The sequence below is a fragment of the Polaromonas hydrogenivorans genome (genome assembly GCF_040105105.1).
Classification (GTDB): Bacteria; Pseudomonadota; Gammaproteobacteria; order Burkholderiales; family Burkholderiaceae_C; genus Polaromonas; species Polaromonas hydrogenivorans.
Genome location: NZ_CP157675.1, coordinates 2,355,516 through 2,372,559, shown reverse-complemented (window position 1 = coordinate 2,372,559; position 17,044 = coordinate 2,355,516). Strand labels below are relative to the sequence as shown.

The following is a 17,044-nucleotide window of genomic DNA, read 5'->3' as shown; positions in this document are numbered from 1 at the left end:
GCTTGGCAGGCGCACGGCAGAGTTGGCGCCCAACGGGCCAAAGTCAATGAAAGGTCAGCCCGGCCTTACCTTTTTACACCGCGACGGCTTCGATCTTTTCCGTCACTTCCAGCCAGCGTTCTTCGAGCTTGGCCAGGTCGGCTTCAATCGTCTTGAGGCGCTTGCCGGCCTGGGCGATTTCCGCTGGCGCCTTGGCGGTGGTCAGCAAAACTTCCAGGTTGGCCTTTTCGCTGTTCATGCTTTGCAGCTGGCGGTCGATTTTTTCGAGTTCCTTGCGCAGCGGCTTGGCCGCATCCGATTGTTGCTGGCGGCGCTGGGCGTCTTCCTTCTTGCCGGACGAGTTTTTTACGTCAGAATTGCCATTTGCGCTGGCTGCATCTGCGCTGACAGCTATAGTTTTGGTAGCAGCGGGCACCACGGGGCTGTTGCTGGCTTTCTTGGCTTCCTCGCGCTGGCGCTTGGCCTCGTCGAGCAGGTAGCGCTGGTAGTCGTCCAGGTCGCCGTCGAAGGGCGCGACGCCGCCGCGCGACACCATCCAGAACTCGTCGCACACGGCGCGCAGCAAGGCGCGGTCATGGCTGACCAGCATCACGGTGCCCTCGAATTCATTGAGTGCCATCGACAGCGCCTCGCGCGTGGCCAAATCGAGGTGATTGGTCGGCTCATCGAGCAGCAAGAGGTTGGGCCGCTGCCAGACGATCATGCACAGCACCAGCCGCGCTTTTTCGCCGCCGCTCATGCTGCCGACGGCCTGCTTGACCATGTCGCCGCCAAAGTTGAAATTGCCCAGGAAGCTGCGCAAGTCTTGCTCGCGGGTCGGCTGGCTGCCGATTTTGCCGGCGGCGGTCACTTCCTTGACCAGGCGGATCATGTGCTCCAGCGGGTTGTCCGCCGGGCGCAGCACGTCAAGTTCCTGCTGGGCGAAGTAGCCGATGTTCAGGCCCTTGCCTTCGGTCATGTCGCCTGAAATAGGCGCCAGCGCGCGGGCGATGGTTTTGACCACGGTCGATTTGCCCTGTCCGTTGGCGCCCAGAATGCCGATGCGCTGGCCGGCCAGCACCGACTTGCTGACGTTCTGCACGATGACGGTCGGCGGCGTGCCCTCCGGCGCATCCTCGGGCGCGGGGTAGCCGAAGTAGGCGTTCTGCATCGACAGCATCGGGTTGGGCAGGTTCGCCGGTTCCTTGAACTCGAAGGTGAAATCGGCTTCGGCCAGCAGCGGCGCGATTTTTTCCATGCGGTCCAGCGCCTTGACCCGGCTTTGCGCCTGCTTGGCCTTGCTGGCCTTGGCCTTGAAGCGGGCAATGAACTTTTGCAAATGGGCAATCTTGTCCTGCTGCTTGGAATAAGCGCCTTGCTGCAGCGCCATCTGTTCGGCGCGCAGGTCTTCAAACTTGCTGTAGTTGCCGCCGTAGCGCGTCAGCTTGGCGCTTTCGATGTGCACCGTGACATCGGTCACGGCATCGAGGAACTCGCGGTCATGGCTGATGACCAGCATCGTTCCCTGGTAGCGCTTGAGCCAGGCTTCCAGCCAAACGAGGGCGTCCAAATCCAGGTGATTGGTCGGCTCGTCAAGCAGCAGCAGGTCCGACGGGCACATCAGCGCGCGCGCCAGTTGCAGGCGCATGCGCCAGCCGCCTGAAAAGCTGTTGACCGGATTGTCGAGTTCGCTGAGCTTGAACCCCAGGCCGAGGATCAGGGCCTGCGCCCGCGCCTGCGCGTCGTGCGCGCCGGAATCGTACAAATCCATGTAGGCGTGCGCCATGCGGTCGCCGTCGCCGCTGGCCTCGGCCGCATCGACCTCGGTCTGCGCGGCCAGCAGCACCACGTCACCTTCGATCACGTAGCTGGTGGCGCTTTGCTCGGTTTCGGGCATGTCCTGCGCGACCTGCGCCATTTTCCACTGCGCGGGAATGTAGTATTCGCCGCCGTCTTCGTGCAGCGTGCCGTTGAGCATGGCGAACAGCGAGGACTTGCCCGCGCCGTTGCGGCCCACCAGGCCGATTTTTTCGCCCGGATTGAGGGAGACAGACGCGCTGTCGAGAATCACTTTGGCGCCGCGACGCAGCACCACGTTTTTAAGGGTAATCATTTAAACCAACATGAAGAAAAAGGGTCGGGCCGCAAGGCGCGCAGCGCCCGAAAGAGGAAAGCAGACTTCAGGCCAGCTGTTCCCGTGTCAGCAACAGAACCTGGTCGCTGCCGGCGCTGGTTTCAAACCAGAGCGGCTTCAGGTGCGGAAAAGCGCGTTCAAAATTCTCGCGCTCGTTGCCGATTTCCAGCACCAACACCGCATTTTCGTTCATTTGCGCGGCGGCAGTTAGAAAAAGGCTGCGAATGAAGTCCATGCCGTCGCTGCCACCGGCCAGCGCCAAGCCGGGTTCGGCCCTGAATTCAGCGGGCAGGGCGGCCATGCTGGCGGCGTTCACATAGGGCGGATTGCACAAAATCAGGTCGTAGCCGCCGGGGCAGTTTGCCAGGCCGTCCGATTCGATCAGCGTGATGCGGCTGGCCAGCTGGTGCCGGTCCACGTTGATGCGCGCCACGGCCAGCGCGTCCGGGCTGATGTCGGCGGCGTCCACACTCACCTCCGGATAGGTCATGGCGGCCAGCACGGCCAGGCTGCCGTTGCCGGTGCACAAATCGAGCACGCGCTGCGTCTCGTCGCTCAGCCAGTCGTCGATGCTGCCGTCGTCGAGCAGCTCGGCGATGAAGGAGCGCGGAATGATGACGCGCTCATCGACATAAAACGGCACGCCCATCAGCCAGGCTTCGTTCGTCAGGTAGGCGGCGGGCTTGCGGGTGGCGATGCGCGTGTCAACCAGCATGGCAACCTGCGCTTGATCCTCGGGCGATACCGGCCTGTTTTCGACGGATTCCAGGTCGTCAAGCTCCAGGCCCAGCTTCCACAGCACCAGCCAGGCGGCTTCGTCGAACGCATTGGTCGTGCCGTGGCCGTAGCCGTCGGAAAAGCTCAATCCGGCAGCGTCGAGCCGGTCGGCCATCTGCTCGATCAGTTCGAGCACGGTCACGGTGGGGGTGGGAGTTGTCGTCATGCCAGTCCTGCCAGGCGTTCGAGAACGCCCTTGTAGATGTTCTTGAGCGGGTCGAGTGAGCTGACCGCCACACACTCGTTGATCTGGTGGATCGTCGCGTTGACCGGACCGAGTTCAATGACTTGCGGGCAGATCTTGGCGATGAAGCGGCCGTCGCTGGTGCCGCCGGTCGTGGACAGTTCGGTCTGCACGCCGGTTTCGGCCAAAATCGCGCCGCGCACCGCATCGACCAGCGTGCCGGGCGTGGTCAAAAAGGGCAGGCCGCCCAGTGTCCATTTCAGGTCGTATTCGAACTGGTGCCGGCTCAAAATGGCCAGCAGGCGCTGCTGCAGGCTTTCGGGAGTCGATTCGGTGCAGAAGCGGAAATTGAAGTCAACCACCAAGTCGCCGGGAATGACATTGGTGGCGCCGGTGCCGGCATGGATGTTGGACACCTGCCAGCTGGTGGCCGGGAAAAAATCATTGCCCTGGTCCCACTTCGTCGCCACCAGTTCGGCCAGCGCTGGCGCGAACAGGTGAATCGGGTTCTTGGCCAGGTGCGGATAGGCGATATGGCCCTGCACGCCCTTGACGCTGAGCTTGCCGCTCAGGGTGCCGCGCCGGCCGTTCTTGATCATGTCGCCCAGCTGTTTGACCGAGGTGGGTTCGCCGACGATGCAGTAATCGAGCACCTCGCCCCTGGCCAAAAGCTGCTCGCAGACCACCACCGTGCCGTCGATGCCGGGGCCTTCCTCGTCGCTGGTGATCAAAAAGGCCATCGACAGGGCGGGCCGGGGATGCGCCGCCAGGAATTCCTCGACCGCCACGACCATGGCGGCAATCGAGGTTTTCATGTCGGCCGTGCCGCGTCCGTACAGCTTGCCCGCGCGGTGGCTGGGCGTGAACGGGTGGCTGTGCCACTGCTCCAGCGGGCCGGTCGGCACCACGTCGGTATGGCCGGCAAACACCAGCGTCTTGGCTTTGGCGTGTGCGGGTTCTGGATTTGCTATGGATTCAATAGCTGCTTGAGCAGGCGCTGCTTGCGCAGAAGGGCTAAAACCTTCAAATTTCGCCCATAAATTCGTTACCCGGAAACTCTCGGGTCCGCTGACGATGGTTTCGCATTTGAAACCCAGCGGCGCCAGCCGCGCAATCAGCAGGGCCTGGCAGTCGGCATCGTCGGGCGTGACGGACGGGCGGGAAATCAGCTGCTCGGCTAGGTGGAGTGTTCGGGACATGTTGAATTCAGTGCCTGACGTCCAAAGTGATTTCGGTGAATGACGGCTCGTCATCCGGGTCGATATGGTTTTCATCCGCCTTGGCCTGGGCCGCTGCTGAAAAGTCATTTTCCAGCCGCCACATCAGGTTGGTTGGCGAATCGGCATGCGCCAGGCCTTCCTTGCGCGTCACGGTGCCTTCCGTGATCATTTTGGCAATGTTCTGCTCGAAGGTCTGCGAGCCTTCGGCCATGGATTTTTCCATCGCTTCCTTGACGCCCGAAAAATCACCGCGCTCGATCAGCTCGGAAACCAGCTTGGTGTTGAGCATGACTTCAACCGCCGGCACGCGGGTGTTGGTTTGCGTGCGCAGCAGGCGCTGCGAGATGACGGCCTTCAAGGCGGCCGCCAGGTCGCCCAGCATGGTCGGGCGCACTTCGACCGGGTAAAAGCTCAGGATGCGGTTAAGCGCCTGGTAGCTGTTGTTGGCGTGCATGGTGGCCAGGCACAGGTGGCCGGACTGCGCGTAGGCAATTGCCGCCGACATGGTTTCCCGGTCGCGGATCTCGCCGATCATGATCACGTCGGGCGCCTGGCGCAGCGCGTTTTTCAGCGCCACCTGCAGCGACTGGGTGTCGCTGCCGACCTCGCGCTGGTTGACGACCGACTTCTTGTTGGTGAAGAAAAACTCAATCGGGTCTTCAATCGTCAGGATGTGGCCGGTGACGGTTTCATTGCGCTTGTCGATCATCGACGCCAGCGTGGTGGTTTTGCCGGCGCCGGTGGCGCCCACCATCAGCAGCAGGCCGCGCTTTTCCATGATCAGATCGCCCAGCAGCGGCGGCAGGTTCAGGCTGGCCAGCGCCGGAATCTTGTTCGGAATGTAGCGAATCACCGCCGCATAGGTGCTGCGCTGGCGAAAGCCGCTGATGCGAAAGTTGCCCAGGCCCTCGACCGCCAGACCCATGTTGAGTTCGCCGATTTCATCGAGTTCCTCGATCCGCTCTGGCGGCACCATTTCGGCCAGCAGGCTGCGCGGCGCGTCGGCCGGCAGGATCTGCGCATTGATGGGAATCGCCTGCCCGTTGATCTTGATGATGGCGGGTGAGTGGGCGGACAGGTAAACGTCAGACGCTTTCTTGTCCACCATCAAACGCAGAATTCTTTCCATCGTTCCCATGCTCACCCTTTGGTCATTGTTGATTTATGCGCAAGCCACTGTCTGGATTAGTCGCGCAGCAGGTCGTTCAGGCTGGTCGTGGCGCGGGTTTTTGCATCCACGCGCTTGACGATGACCGCGCAGTACAGGCTGTATTTGCCGCCGGCCTTGGGCAGGTTGCCCGAGACGACGACGGAGCCGGCCGGAATGCGGCCGTAGCTCACGGTGTCGCTTTCGCGGTCGTAAATCGGCGTGCTCTGGCCGATGTACACGCCCATCGACAGCACCGAGTTTTCTTCGACGATCACGCCTTCGACCACTTCGGAGCGCGCGCCGATGAAGCAGTTGTCCTCGATGATGGTCGGGTTGGCCTGCATCGGCTCTAACACGCCGCCAATGCCGACGCCGCCCGACAGATGCACGTTCTTGCCGATCTGGGCGCAGGAGCCGACGGCGGCCCAGGTATCGACCATCGTGCCTTCATCGACGTAAGCGCCGATGTTGACGTAGCTGGGCATCAAGATCGCGCCCTTGGCGATGAAGCTGCCCCGGCGCGCCACGGCGGGCGGCACCACGCGCACGCCGGTGGCGCGCATTTCCTGCTCGCTCAGGTTGGCAAACTTGGTCGGCACCTTGTCGTAAAAACCCAGTTCGCCGGCGCGCATGAGTTCGTTGTCTTTCAGGCGAAAGCTCAGCAGCACGGCTTTTTTCAGCCACTGGTGCGTCGTCCACTGGCCCACGCCTTCGCGGGTGGCGACGCGCAATGTACCGTTGTTGATCTGCTCGATGGCGTGCTCAACGGCCTCCAGAACTTCTTTTGGCGCAGAAGCGGACGACAGGTTGGCGCGGTTTTCCCAGGCGGCGTCGATGGTGGCTTGCAGATTGTCTTGAGTCATTTTTGAGTTTTTCAGTGAACTTTGGATTGAATGAATTGAACGATGCGCTGGGCGGCTTCGACGCATTCGGCGGTTTGCGCCACCAGCGCCATGCGGATTCGGCCGGCGCCGGGGTTGCATCCCTGCGCATCGCGCGCCAGGTAACTGCCCGGCAGCACGACGACATTGTAAAGAGCGAGCAGTTCGCGCGAAAACGCGGTGTCCGAACCCTTGAACGCATCAGGGACAGCCGCCCACAGGTAAAAACCGGCGTCGGGCAAGGCCACGTCCATCACTTGCGCCAGCAGCGGCGTGACCTGCGCGAACTTTTCGCGGTACTGGGCGCGGTTGTCAATCACATGCGCTTCGTCGGCCCAGGCGGCGATGCTGGCGGCCTGCACGATGGGGCTCATGGCGCTGCCGTGGTAGGTGCGGTAGAGCAGGAACGACTTGATCAGCGCCGCGTCACCGGCCACAAAGCCGCTGCGCAGGCCGGGCACGTTGCTGCGCTTGGACAGGCTGGTGAGGGCAATCAGGTTCTTGAAGCCATGCCGGCCGAGCCGAGCCGCGGCTTCCAGACCGCCCAGCGGCGGTTCGTCACGGAAATAAATCTCGCTGTAGCACTCGTCCGAGGCAATCACGAAGCCGTACTGGTCGCTCAAGCGGAACAGCAGTTCCCATTCGCTAAGGCCCATCACCGCGCCGGTCGGGTTGCCCGGCGAGCAGACAAACAGCAACTGGGTTTTTTCCCACACGGCTTGGGGCACGGCGGCCCAGTCGATGCCGAAGTTGCGCGCCGGCTCGCTGGGCGCAAACCACGGCTGCGCGCCGGCCAGCAGTGCCGCGCCTTCGTAGATTTGATAAAAAGGATTTGGGCAAACCACGGTGGCGCCGGGCTGGCCGGGGTCGATCACCGTCTGCGCCAGCGCAAACAGCGCCTCGCGCGAGCCGTTGACCGGCAGGATTTGCGTCGCCGGATCGACCTTCAAGCCGCCGTAGCGCCGCGCCAGCCAGTCGCTCATGGCTTGGCGCAGCTTGGGCTCGCCCAGCGTGCCGGGGTAGCTGGCCAGCCCGGCCAGGCTGCCAATTAGCGCGTCTTTAATCAATTGCGGCGTGGCATGGCGCGGCTCGCCGATGCCCAGGCTGATGGGTGAATACGCAGGATTGGGCGTGACGCCGGCATGCAACTGGCGCAGCCGCTCGAAGGGGTAAGGCTGAAGGCGGGAAAGCAGGGGATTCATGGGGGCGATTATCCCCTCTGGGTCTTCGGTTTTCGTTCAATCTGCTTGATGCCGGGCAGTTTGGATGCCAGTTCGCAAAGGATCACCGTAAGCAATTTTGAGGCTGGAAAGTGCCACAGCCTGTGGCACAAATTTCAGCCCTGGCTTTAGGTCAGGCAGTTCACTATTGATTTAATAGCTGTTTATGCAGATGCAGCCTGCGCCAGAGGCTGATTTGGTTCAAAAAATGGGACCGATTCCGAGGTTGGGCGGCGCAAATTGGAGTCTGGCGCGAAATGGTGGCTTGGCTGCCATGGTCAGACCATCCAGTCTTCAAATTTCAGCTTCGGCACTTTTTCAAAGTGGCGGGTGTTGTGGGTGACCAGAATCAGGTCTTCGGCCAGCGCGTGGGCGGCAATCTGGGTGTCGAGTTCGCCAATCGGCGTTCCCTGGCGCTTGTGCAGTGCCTTGATGGCGCCGTAGTGGTCAGCTGCTGCCGTCGTCCAGGGCAGTGTTGGCAGTTGGTCTAACAGTAAATCAATGCGGCGCTGCCTCTTGTCGTTGGTGGCCATCAAGGCTTGGCCGTAGCGCATTTCTGCACGAGTCAGCGCCGAAATGACGACCTCCTGAGCTTGCAAGGCATGCGCCATGCGATCAACAAGCGCTGGTTCTAATCCTTTGAGGAAATAACCGAGGATATTGGTGTCAAGTAAATAGGGCTTCACCGCTTGACACCTGCAGCGGGAAGGGGTTCAGCCCATTCTTCCAAGGGGTTGAGTGATTCTTCATCGGACCGCTCAGGGATGAAGTCTTCCGTAAAGGGGTTTTCCTTGATTATTTTGATCAGCTCAGCGAGATCTCGTTGGCGTTTGTCATCGTCTTTGGGTTTGATGGTTATTTCACCCGTGATGTCGTTTTTGCTGATCCATACCTCTCTTGCGTCAACCCTGAACGCCTTGGGCAATCGAATGGCCTGGCTGTTGCCGGTGGTAAAAACTTTGGCAGTTGCAAGCATGTAAGACCTCCTGGTAAATATATACGAAAACGTATGTATTTTATCACCGGCCAGGTGATCAGTTGAGAGTCGCTGTTGCTTTTCACGGCCTTGGTGGCGTTTGCGACGGCATAAAAAACCACACTTCGCTCGGGTAACATCACAGTCCGTGTGCCGCCTCCCAGTGGCGCTGCGGGTTCACAAGCGTCAAAAGAATCAACGAGTTAGCTTCAGGCTCAACAACACAGGTCAGCCGTGCGTCTCAATTCGATCAAGTTAGCAGGTTTCAAGTCATTCGCCGATCCGACCAATTTCATGCTGCCGGGGCAACTGGTCGGCGTGGTCGGCCCCAACGGCTGCGGCAAGTCCAACATCATGGATGCCGTGCGCTGGGTGCTGGGCGAGAGCAAGGCGTCCGAGCTGCGCGGCGAGTCGATGCAGGACGTGATCTTCAGCGGCACCACCACCCGCAAGTCGGCCAGCCGCGCCAGCGTGGAGCTGGTGTTCGACAATGCCGACCACCGCGCCGGCGGCCAGTGGGGCCAGTTTGTTGAAATCGCCGTCAAGCGGGTGCTGACGCGCGACGGCACCTCCAGCTACTACCTGAACAACCAGCCGGTGCGCCGCCGCGACGTGCAGGACGTGTTTCTGGGCACCGGGCTGGGGCCGCGCGCCTACGCCATCATCGGCCAGGGCACGATCAGCCGCATCATCGAATCCAAGCCCGAGGAACTGCGCCTGTTCCTCGAAGAAGCCGCCGGCGTGTCCAAATACAAGGAGCGTCGCCGCGAAACTGCCAACCGATTGAGCGACACGCGTGAAAACCTGACGCGCGTCGATGACATCCTGCGCGAACTCAATGCCAACCTGGAGCGGCTCGAAAAGCAGGCCGAAGTCGCCCTGCGCTACAACGCGCTGCAGGCCGCCGGCACGCTGAAATTGCACCAGTTGTGGTTCTTGAAACGCACGGAGAGCGAAGCCGACCAGGCCAGGGTCCGGCTGGACGCCGAAAAATCGGTGAATGATCTTGAAAGCCGTATTGCCGACCTGCGCCACATCGAAGCCGACCTGGAAACCATCCGCCAGGCGCACTATGCGGCGGGCGACCAGGTCAACCAGGCGCAAGGCAGGCTTTACGAGGCCAGCGCCGAGGTGGGGCGGCTGGAAGCTGAAATCCGCTTCGTGGTCGATGGCCGGCTGCGCGTCGAGCAGCGCCTGGTTCAGCTGACGGAGCAAACCGCCCAGTGGGCAGCGCGCCGCGAGGATGCCGCCATCGAATCCGAAAGCCTGGCCGAAAAAGCCTTTGAAGCCGAAGAAAAAGCCGAACTGCTGGCCGCGCAGCTTGAGGAGCAGCAGGACCAGCTGCCGGCGCTCGAAGAAGCGCTGCGCCAAGCCCAGGCCAAGGCCAATGAGCAGCGCGCCGGCGTGGCGCAGGTCCAGCAGCAGCTCCAGGTGCTGGCCGCCGAGCAGCGCCATGTTGAAGAGCAGCTGCGCACGCTGGGCCTGCGCCACGAGCGCCTGTCGGCCGACCGCAAGGCGCTCAATGCGCCCGACGAGGCGCGGCTGGCCAGCCTGGCCGCGCAACTGGAACATGCCCAGGAAGCGCAGGCCGTGGCCCAGGCTAGATTGCAGGAACTGACCGAAACCGTGCCGCAGCTCGATGAAGCACGGCGCAGCCTGCAGCAAGCCGCCAATGCCGAATCGGCCCGGCGCGCGGACCTGTCGGCGCGGCTGGAAGCGCTCAAGGCGCTGCAGGAGAAAGTCAGGACCGACGGCAAGCTCAGGCCCTGGCTGGCCCGGCATGGTCTTGAAAATCTGCAGGCACTGTGGAGCCGCCTGCACATCGAGCAGGGCTGGGAAAACGCGCTCGAAGCCGCCTTGCGCGAACGCCTGGGCGCGCTGGAAGTCAGCCGCCTCGACATCGTGCGCGGCTTTGCCGGCAGCGACATGCGTGGCAAGCCTGAAGGGCCGCCGGCCAAGCTGGCGTTTTATTCGCCGCCGAATGCAACCGCTCCCGGCTATTGCAACCCGGCGCTCAACCTCAAGCCGCTGGCTGACTTGCTGCGCCTGAACGATGCCGGCCTGTCGGCGCTGCTGTCCGACTGGCTGCACGGCAGCTACACCGCGCCGACGCTGGACGACGCCCTGGCCGCGCGCGCGCGCCTGCAGCCGGGCGAGACGATCTACGTCATGGGCGGCCATGCTGTCACCGCGCACAGCGTGAGTTTTTATGCGCCCGATTCCGAGCAGGCCGGTTTGCTGGCCCGGGCGCAGGAGATTGAAAACCTCGAAAAAGGCTTGCGCGCGCAACTGTTGATCAGCGAAGAAGCCAAATCCGCGCTGACCCGCGCCGAGGCCGGCTACGCAGACGCCAGCCAGCGCCTGGCCGCCGCCCGCCGCGAAGCCGCCGAAGGACAGAACCAGAGCCATGCGCTGCAGGTCGAAGTGCTGCGCCTCACGCAACTGGCCGAGCAGGCGCGCGCCCGCAGCCAGCAGATTCAGGCCGACATGGCCGAAATCGAAGCCCAGCTTGATGAATTGCAGGAGCGCAAGATCACCGCCGAAGCGCGTTTTGAAGAGCTTGACATGCAGCTGGCCGACAGCCAGGAGCGCCATGCCCAGCTTGACGACCGGGTGATAGCCACCGAGCGCCGCCGCGCTGAATCGCGCGAACAGCAGCGCACGCTGGAGCGGCAGTTGCAGGAGGCGCAGTTTGCGCTGCGCAGCCTGGCCGCGCGCCGCGAAGAGCTGGCGCGCTCCATCGCCATCGCCGCGCAACAGGCGGCGTCGATTGCCGGCGAAGAAGAGCGCGCCCGCCACGAACTGCTGCGGCTCAACGACGCCGCCGCCCAGGGCGGACTGCAGGACGCGCTGAACGCCAAGCTGGCCCGCGAAGCCGATGTGGCCAGCCAGCGCAGCCAGTACGACGGCCTGACCCACCAACTGCGTGCCAGCGATGAGCGGCGGCTGCAGCTGGAGCGCGAACTCGAACCCTTGCGCCAGCGCATCACCGAATTCCAGCTCAAGGAACAGGCCGCGCGGCTGGGTTTCGAGCAATATGCGCAGTTGCTGACGGACGCCCAGGCGGATTTGCCGGCGGTGGCGGCGTCGATCCAGGCCGGCAACGTGCGCATGACCGGCCTGCAGGGCGAGATCGACCGTATCCAGCGCGACATCCATGCGCTGGGCGCGGTGAACCTGGCTGCGCTGGACGAACTGGGCGTCGCCCGCGAACGCAAGCAGTTCCTTGATGCGCAGTCGGCCGATCTGAACGAGGCGATGGCGACGCTGGAAGACGCCATCCGCAAAATCGACATGGAAACGCGCGATTTGCTGTCGAGCACGTTCGAGGCCGTCAACGGGCATTTCGGCCGCATGTTCCCGGAACTGTTTGGCGGCGGCAATGCCCGGCTGGTGATGACCGGCGAGGAAATCCTGGACGCCGGCGTTCAGGTCATGGCGCAGCCGCCGGGCAAGAAGAACCAGACGATTCATTTGCTGTCGGGCGGTGAAAAAGCGCTGACGGCGATTGCGCTGGTGTTCGCGATTTTCCAGCTCAATCCGGCGCCGTTCTGCCTGCTCGACGAGGTCGATGCGCCGCTGGACGATGCCAACACCGAGCGTTATGCCAAACTCGTGTCCAGCATGAGCAAAGAGACGCAGTTTTTATTCATCAGCCACAACAAGATCGCCATGGAAATGGCCGAGCAGCTGATCGGCGTGACCATGCAAGAGCAGGGCGTGTCCCGCATCGTGGCCGTCGATATGCAAGCCGCCCTGAGTCTTGCCGAAGCAGCCTGAACCTATCGAAAAATCATGAGCACATTACAAATAAGCCTGGCAGTTGGTGGTAGTTTGGTTCTGGTGGGCATCATTGCCCACAGCGCCTGGTCCGCACGCAAGAACCAGCCCAAACAGGCCACGCCCAAGGCGGTGGTCGAGCCTGAATCCCTGCCCTTGCAAGCGCCGGAGGACGGTTTCCATCTGAGCGAGCTTGACGGCCAGCCGGAGCGGCATGAGCCGAGCTTTGACACCGACTCCGGCCTGGCGGCATTGACCCAGCTGACCCAGCTCACCACGCCCGAGAGGAAAGCGGTGCTCGACATCCTGATCGATGCGATTGCGCCGGTCGCGCTGGAGTCGCCGGTATCGGGTGAAGCCGCGCTGGCGGCCATGCCCGGCACGCGCCGGGTGGGCAGCAAGCCTTTTGCCATCGAAGGCTTGCGTGAAGACAGCCGCGAATGGGAAATTCCCGCCGCCGGCTATCGCTACAGCGCCTTTCAGTGCGGCGTCCAGCTGGCCAACCGCACCGGCGCCCTGAATGCGATTGAATATTCCGAATTTGTCATGAAGGCGCAGGCTTTTGTCGATGCCATCGGCGGCGAGGTGGAGTTTGCGGAAATGCAGGGCGAAGTGGCCCGGGCCAGGGAACTCGACCAGTTCGCCAGCGCGCACGACGCCCAGCTGAGCTTCAAGCTGCGCGCCGTCAAGACGGCCTGGAGCCCCGGTTACGTGCAGCAAAGCGCGGCCAGCCAGGGCTTTGTTCCGTCCGCCACGCCGGGACGCATGCTGCTGCCAGCCAGCCAGCCGGGCCAGCACGGCCCGATCCTGGGGCTGAGCTTTGATTCGCAGGCCGCCCAGGCCGAAGACCCTGAACAGACCGCGCTGTATGAACTCACGCTGTCGCTCGACGTGCCGCAGGTGCTGCGCGTGGAAGCGCCGTTTGCCCGCATGTGCGAGGTGGCCATCGCGCTGGCGGGCAGCATGGACGGCGTGATCATCGACGACAACGCCATTTTGGTCCGGCCCGAAGCCATGGAGGCGATCCATGCCGACCTGGAGGAGCTTTACGACCGCATGGATGCGCGTGAGCTGTCGGCCGGCTCGATGCTGGGCCGGCGTTTGTTTTCGTGACGCCATGAGGCCTTAAGGATTCCCGGCGGCCTCAAGGGGCCGCTTTTTTTTGATTTGTTATCGAGCTGTTTCATGTCCACCCTTGATCTGTTTGCGTCGCCAACACCCGCGCCTATGCCGCCTGCCTCCGTGATGGAGCGCGTTGCCGCCCTGCGCGCCGAGCTGGACCTGCATGCCCATCGCTATTACGTGCTCGACGAGCCCAGCATTCCCGACGCCGAATACGACCGGCTGTTCAAGGAGTTGCAGGCGCTCGAAGCGGCGCATCCCGAACTGCTCACGCCCGACTCGCCCACGCAGCGCGTCGGCGGCAAGCCGCTGGGCCAGTTCGCCAGCGTGCGCCACCGCATTCCGATGCTCAGCATCCGCACCGAAACCGACACCGAAGCCACGGGCGCGCAGAATTTCGACACCCGTGTGCGCAAGGAACTGGGGCTCAAGGAGTCCGATCCGCCGGTCGAGTACGTGGCCGAACTCAAGTTCGACGGCCTGGCGATGAGCCTGCGCTACGAAAACGGCGTGCTGGTGCAGGCCGCCACGCGTGGCGACGGCGAGGTCGGCGAGGATGTGACGCAGAACATCCGCACCATCCGGCAGATTCCGCTTCGCTTGCCCGCCGATGCACCTCCAGTGATGGAAGTGCGCGGCGAGGTGTACATGCGCCGCGACGAATTCGAAGCGCTCAACGAACGCCAGCGCGAAAAGATCGCGCAAGGCGCCAAGGGCGAAAAAACCTTCGTCAACCCGCGCAACGCGGCGGCCGGCGGCGTGCGCCAGCTCGACCCGGCGTTCGCCGCCGAGCGCCGGCTGAGCTTTTTTGCCTACGGCGTGGGCGAGATCACGCCGCCCGAAGAAGGCGGGCCGGTGTTTGAAACCCATTTTGAACTGCTGCAAACCCTGAAATCATGGTATTTTCCGGTCGCTGCGCAGACCCGGCTTGCACAAGGTGCTACAGAATTAATAGCATTTCACCAAGCCATCGGCCAGCAGCGCGACCAGCTGCCTTACGACATCGACGGCGTGGTCTACAAGGTCAACCGCCTTGCTTGCCAACGAAAAATGGGCTTTGTCAGCCGCGAGCCGCGCTGGGCGGTGGCGCACAAATACCCGGCGCAGGAGCAGCTGACGACCGTGCTCGGCATCGACATCCAGGTCGGGCGCACCGGCAAGCTCACGCCGGTGGCAAAACTGGCGCCGGTGTTCGTCGGCGGCGTGACCGTGACGAATGCCACGCTGCACAACGAGGACGAAGCGCGCCGCAAGGACGTGCGCGTGGGCGACACGGTCATCGTGCGCCGGGCCGGCGACGTGATTCCCGAAGTGGTCAGCGTGCTGCTGGACAAGCGCGTGCAGGATGCGCCGCAGTTCAGCATGCCGCGCCAGTGCCCGGTGTGCGGCTCGGACGCCATTCGCGAGGAAGGCGAGGCCGATTACCGCTGCACCGGCGGGCTGTTCTGCGCCGCCCAGCGCAAGGAGGCCATCCTGCATTACGCCCACAAGCGCGCGGTCGAGGTCGAGGGGCTGGGTGACAAGCTGGTCGAGCAGTTGGTCGATACCGGCGTCATCCGCACGCTGCCCGACCTGTACCGGCTGGGTTTCACATCGCTGGCCAGCCTGGACCGCATGGCCGAGAAATCGGCCAACAATCTGGTGGCGGCGCTGGAAAAGTCCAAGCAAACCACCTTGCCGCGTTTTGTCTTCGGGCTGGGCATCCGGCATGTCGGCGAAGCGACCGCCAAGGCGCTGGCCCGGCATTTCGGCAAGCTCGACAGCATCATGGAAGCCACTGAGGAGCAATTGCTTGAAGTGGCCGATGTCGGCCCCATCGTTGCCAAGAGCATTCGCACCTTCTTCGAGCAGCCGCACAACCGGGAAGTCGTGGAGCAGCTGCGCGCCTGCGGCGTGGCCTGGGAAGAGGGCGCGCCTGCCGCCGTGGCGCCCAAGCCGCTGTCGGGCAAGACCTTCGTGATCACCGGAACGCTGCCAGGCCTGAGCCGCGACGAAGCCAAGGACCGGATCGAAGCCGCAGGCGGCAAGGTGGCCGGCTCGGTCAGCAAGAAAACCGATTACGTCGTGGCCGGTCTTGATGCCGGCAGCAAGCTGGTGAAGGCGCAAGACCTGGGCGTGGCTGTCATTGACGAGGCGGCCTTGCTGGCGCTGCTGGATTCGCCGCCGGACGAACGCATTCCGGCTTAAAGAACCCCAGCTTACTGTGCCGGCTCGGGACGCAGCCAGAGCCACACCAGCACGCAAGCCATGACCGCCACGGCCATCAAGGCCGTCCAATGGGTGCGCAACAGCAGCACGGTGGTGATGCCGCTGGCACTCATGACGACCGTGGCCGTCCACTTGGCTCGCCGGCGCACCACGCCGCCATGCCGCCAATCCGTGAGCGGCGGGCCAAGCCGGGGATGGGACTCCAGCCAGTGCAGCAGGCGGGGCGAACTGAGTTCTGCAGCCCAGGCGGCCAGCAGCAGGAAAGGCACCGTAGGCAACACCGGGAGAAAGATGCCCACGATACCCAGGGCAAGGCTCAACACCGCCAGTACCCGCAGGAACCAGCGCGCAGGCGCAGGCAGAGCCGTCGTTCGTGGGTTATCTGGTTTGAGTGGGTGTTCGGCAGGCATATACACAATTGTGCCGCCAGCCGCTATGCTTGGCACCCATGACCATTCGTGAAATTCTCAAAATGGGCGATGCGCGGCTTTTGCGCGTGGCCAAGCCGGTGACGGCCTTCGACACCGATGAGCTGCATGTCCTGGTTTCGGACATGTTCTACACCATGCAGTCGGTCGATGGCGCCGGCCTGGCGGCGCCGCAGATTGGCGTCGATCTGCAGGTGGTGATTTTTGGCTCCGACCAACTCAACCCGCGCTACCCCGATGCGCCGGTGGTGCCGCGCACCGTGCTGGTCAATCCGGTGATCACGCCCCTGAGTGCGGACGAGGAAAGCGACTGGGAAGGCTGCCTGTCGGTGCCCGGCCTGCGCGGCATGGTGCCGCGTTTCTCGCACATCCGCTACACCGGGTTCGACCAGTACGGCGACCCGATTGACCGCACGGTGGACGGTTTTCATGCCCGCGTGGTGCAGCACGAGTGCGACCACCTGATCGGCAAGCTGTACCCGATGCGGATTCGCGACCTGAGCCAGTTCGGCTACACCGAAGTGCTGTTTCCGGGCCTGGACGCTTCGGCCGACGACTAGAACGAGTGGGAAATCGCCCAACTCATACCAATCCCGATAGATAAAGAACCAATGCCAGCGATTGAAGTCTGAGCGATATTGGAGTCTTGGTGGAGGTTACGAAAATGTTATCTCAGCAAATCATTGATCAGCTGCAGCCCTATGACTTTGACCGTCTGGCCCACAAGGAAAAGGATGGGCGCCGCCGACTGCGCCTGATAGCACTGGCGCATCTCAAAGAGGGCAAAAGCTGCAGCGAAGTGGGCGCTGCACTGCGCGTGAGCCGCCACGCGGTCATGCGCTGGGTGCAGTGGTTCATCGCTGGCGGCGTGGCCCGTCTGGCCGGCATGCCGCACGACTGGAGTACGCAGCGCCTTGCCAAAGGACAGGAAGAAGCGTGTCGCTAGGCCGTCGAACAACTCCAGTGCGAACGCGGCGGTGGGCGG

Annotated in this window: 14 protein-coding genes; 5 read left to right on the top strand and 9 right to left on the bottom strand. The window is 63.1% G+C overall.

Annotated elements, in window-relative coordinates; translation table 11 throughout:
* Positions 1–73: 73 nt before the first annotated feature.
* The 8 genes from ABLV49_RS11365 to ABLV49_RS11330 all read right to left on the bottom strand — a co-directional run bounded on the left by ABLV49_RS11365 (position 74) and on the right by ABLV49_RS11330 (position 8,521).
* Entirely contained in the window at positions 74–2,092 is a 2,019-nt protein-coding gene (locus tag ABLV49_RS11365) for an ATP-binding cassette domain-containing protein (protein ID WP_349276521.1), read from the bottom strand.
* A 67-nt stretch (positions 2,093–2,159) separates the two neighbouring features.
* Complete coding sequence (gene prmB, locus ABLV49_RS11360) at positions 2,160–3,056, bottom strand: 50S ribosomal protein L3 N(5)-glutamine methyltransferase (protein WP_349276520.1); 897 nt, start codon at positions 3,054–3,056, stop codon at positions 2,160–2,162.
* Positions 3,053–4,273 (bottom strand): succinyl-diaminopimelate desuccinylase, encoded by a 1,221-nt coding sequence (dapE, locus tag ABLV49_RS11355; RefSeq protein WP_349276519.1) that lies wholly within the window; start codon positions 4,271–4,273, stop codon positions 3,053–3,055. The genes prmB and dapE overlap by 4 nt, the downstream gene beginning before the upstream one ends.
* Positions 4,274–4,280: 7 nt before the next feature.
* Complete coding sequence (locus ABLV49_RS11350) at positions 4,281–5,432, bottom strand: PilT/PilU family type 4a pilus ATPase (protein ID WP_349276518.1); 1,152 nt, start codon at positions 5,430–5,432, stop codon at positions 4,281–4,283.
* A 47-nt stretch (positions 5,433–5,479) separates the two neighbouring features.
* Complete coding sequence (gene dapD / locus ABLV49_RS11345; protein WP_349276517.1) at positions 5,480–6,307, bottom strand: 2,3,4,5-tetrahydropyridine-2,6-dicarboxylate N-succinyltransferase; 828 nt, start codon at positions 6,305–6,307, stop codon at positions 5,480–5,482.
* A gap of 11 nt (positions 6,308–6,318) precedes the next feature.
* Complete coding sequence (gene dapC / locus ABLV49_RS11340; protein ID WP_349276516.1) at positions 6,319–7,527, bottom strand: succinyldiaminopimelate transaminase; 1,209 nt, start codon at positions 7,525–7,527, stop codon at positions 6,319–6,321.
* A gap of 296 nt (positions 7,528–7,823) precedes the next feature.
* Positions 7,824–8,231, bottom strand: a complete 408-nt coding sequence (locus tag ABLV49_RS11335) for a type II toxin-antitoxin system VapC family toxin (protein ID WP_349276515.1) — start codon at positions 8,229–8,231, stop codon at positions 7,824–7,826.
* Positions 8,228–8,521: an antitoxin gene (locus tag ABLV49_RS11330; protein ID WP_349276514.1), complete on the bottom strand. Its 294-nt coding sequence runs from the start codon at positions 8,519–8,521 to the stop codon at positions 8,228–8,230. Before ABLV49_RS11330 ends, ABLV49_RS11335 begins: the two co-directional genes overlap by 4 nt.
* A gap of 234 nt (positions 8,522–8,755) precedes the next feature.
* On the opposite strand from ABLV49_RS11330, the gene smc reads away from it, so the two are divergent.
* The 3 genes from smc (at position 8,756) to ligA (ending at position 15,610) form a co-directional block, all read left to right on the top strand.
* On the top strand, positions 8,756–12,301 hold the full coding sequence (gene smc, locus ABLV49_RS11325; RefSeq protein WP_349276513.1) for a chromosome segregation protein SMC: 3,546 nt from the start codon (positions 8,756–8,758) through the stop codon (positions 12,299–12,301).
* A gap of 15 nt (positions 12,302–12,316) precedes the next feature.
* Positions 12,317–13,414, top strand: coding sequence for a cell division protein FtsZ (locus ABLV49_RS11320; protein WP_349276512.1), 1,098 nt, complete (start codon positions 12,317–12,319; stop codon positions 13,412–13,414).
* A gap of 72 nt (positions 13,415–13,486) precedes the next feature.
* Positions 13,487–15,610, top strand: coding sequence for an NAD-dependent DNA ligase LigA (gene ligA, locus ABLV49_RS11315; RefSeq protein ID WP_349276511.1), 2,124 nt, complete (start codon positions 13,487–13,489; stop codon positions 15,608–15,610).
* Positions 15,611–15,621: 11 nt separating this feature from the next.
* Here ligA and ABLV49_RS11310 read toward each other — a convergent pair whose 3' ends face one another.
* The gene (locus ABLV49_RS11310; RefSeq protein WP_349276510.1) at positions 15,622–16,041 is read right to left on the bottom strand and encodes a YbaN family protein; all 420 of its coding nucleotides are present in this window, start codon (positions 16,039–16,041) and stop codon (positions 15,622–15,624) included.
* Between the two features lie 38 nt (positions 16,042–16,079).
* On the opposite strand from ABLV49_RS11310, the gene def reads away from it, so the two are divergent.
* Both def and ABLV49_RS11300 read left to right on the top strand, forming a co-directional pair.
* Complete coding sequence (gene def / locus ABLV49_RS11305; RefSeq protein WP_349276509.1) at positions 16,080–16,619, top strand: peptide deformylase; 540 nt, start codon at positions 16,080–16,082, stop codon at positions 16,617–16,619.
* 104 nt (positions 16,620–16,723) lie between these two features.
* Positions 16,724–17,005 (top strand): helix-turn-helix domain-containing protein, encoded by a 282-nt coding sequence (locus tag ABLV49_RS11300; protein ID WP_349276508.1) that lies wholly within the window; start codon positions 16,724–16,726, stop codon positions 17,003–17,005.
* Positions 17,006–17,044: the final 39 nt, after the last annotated feature.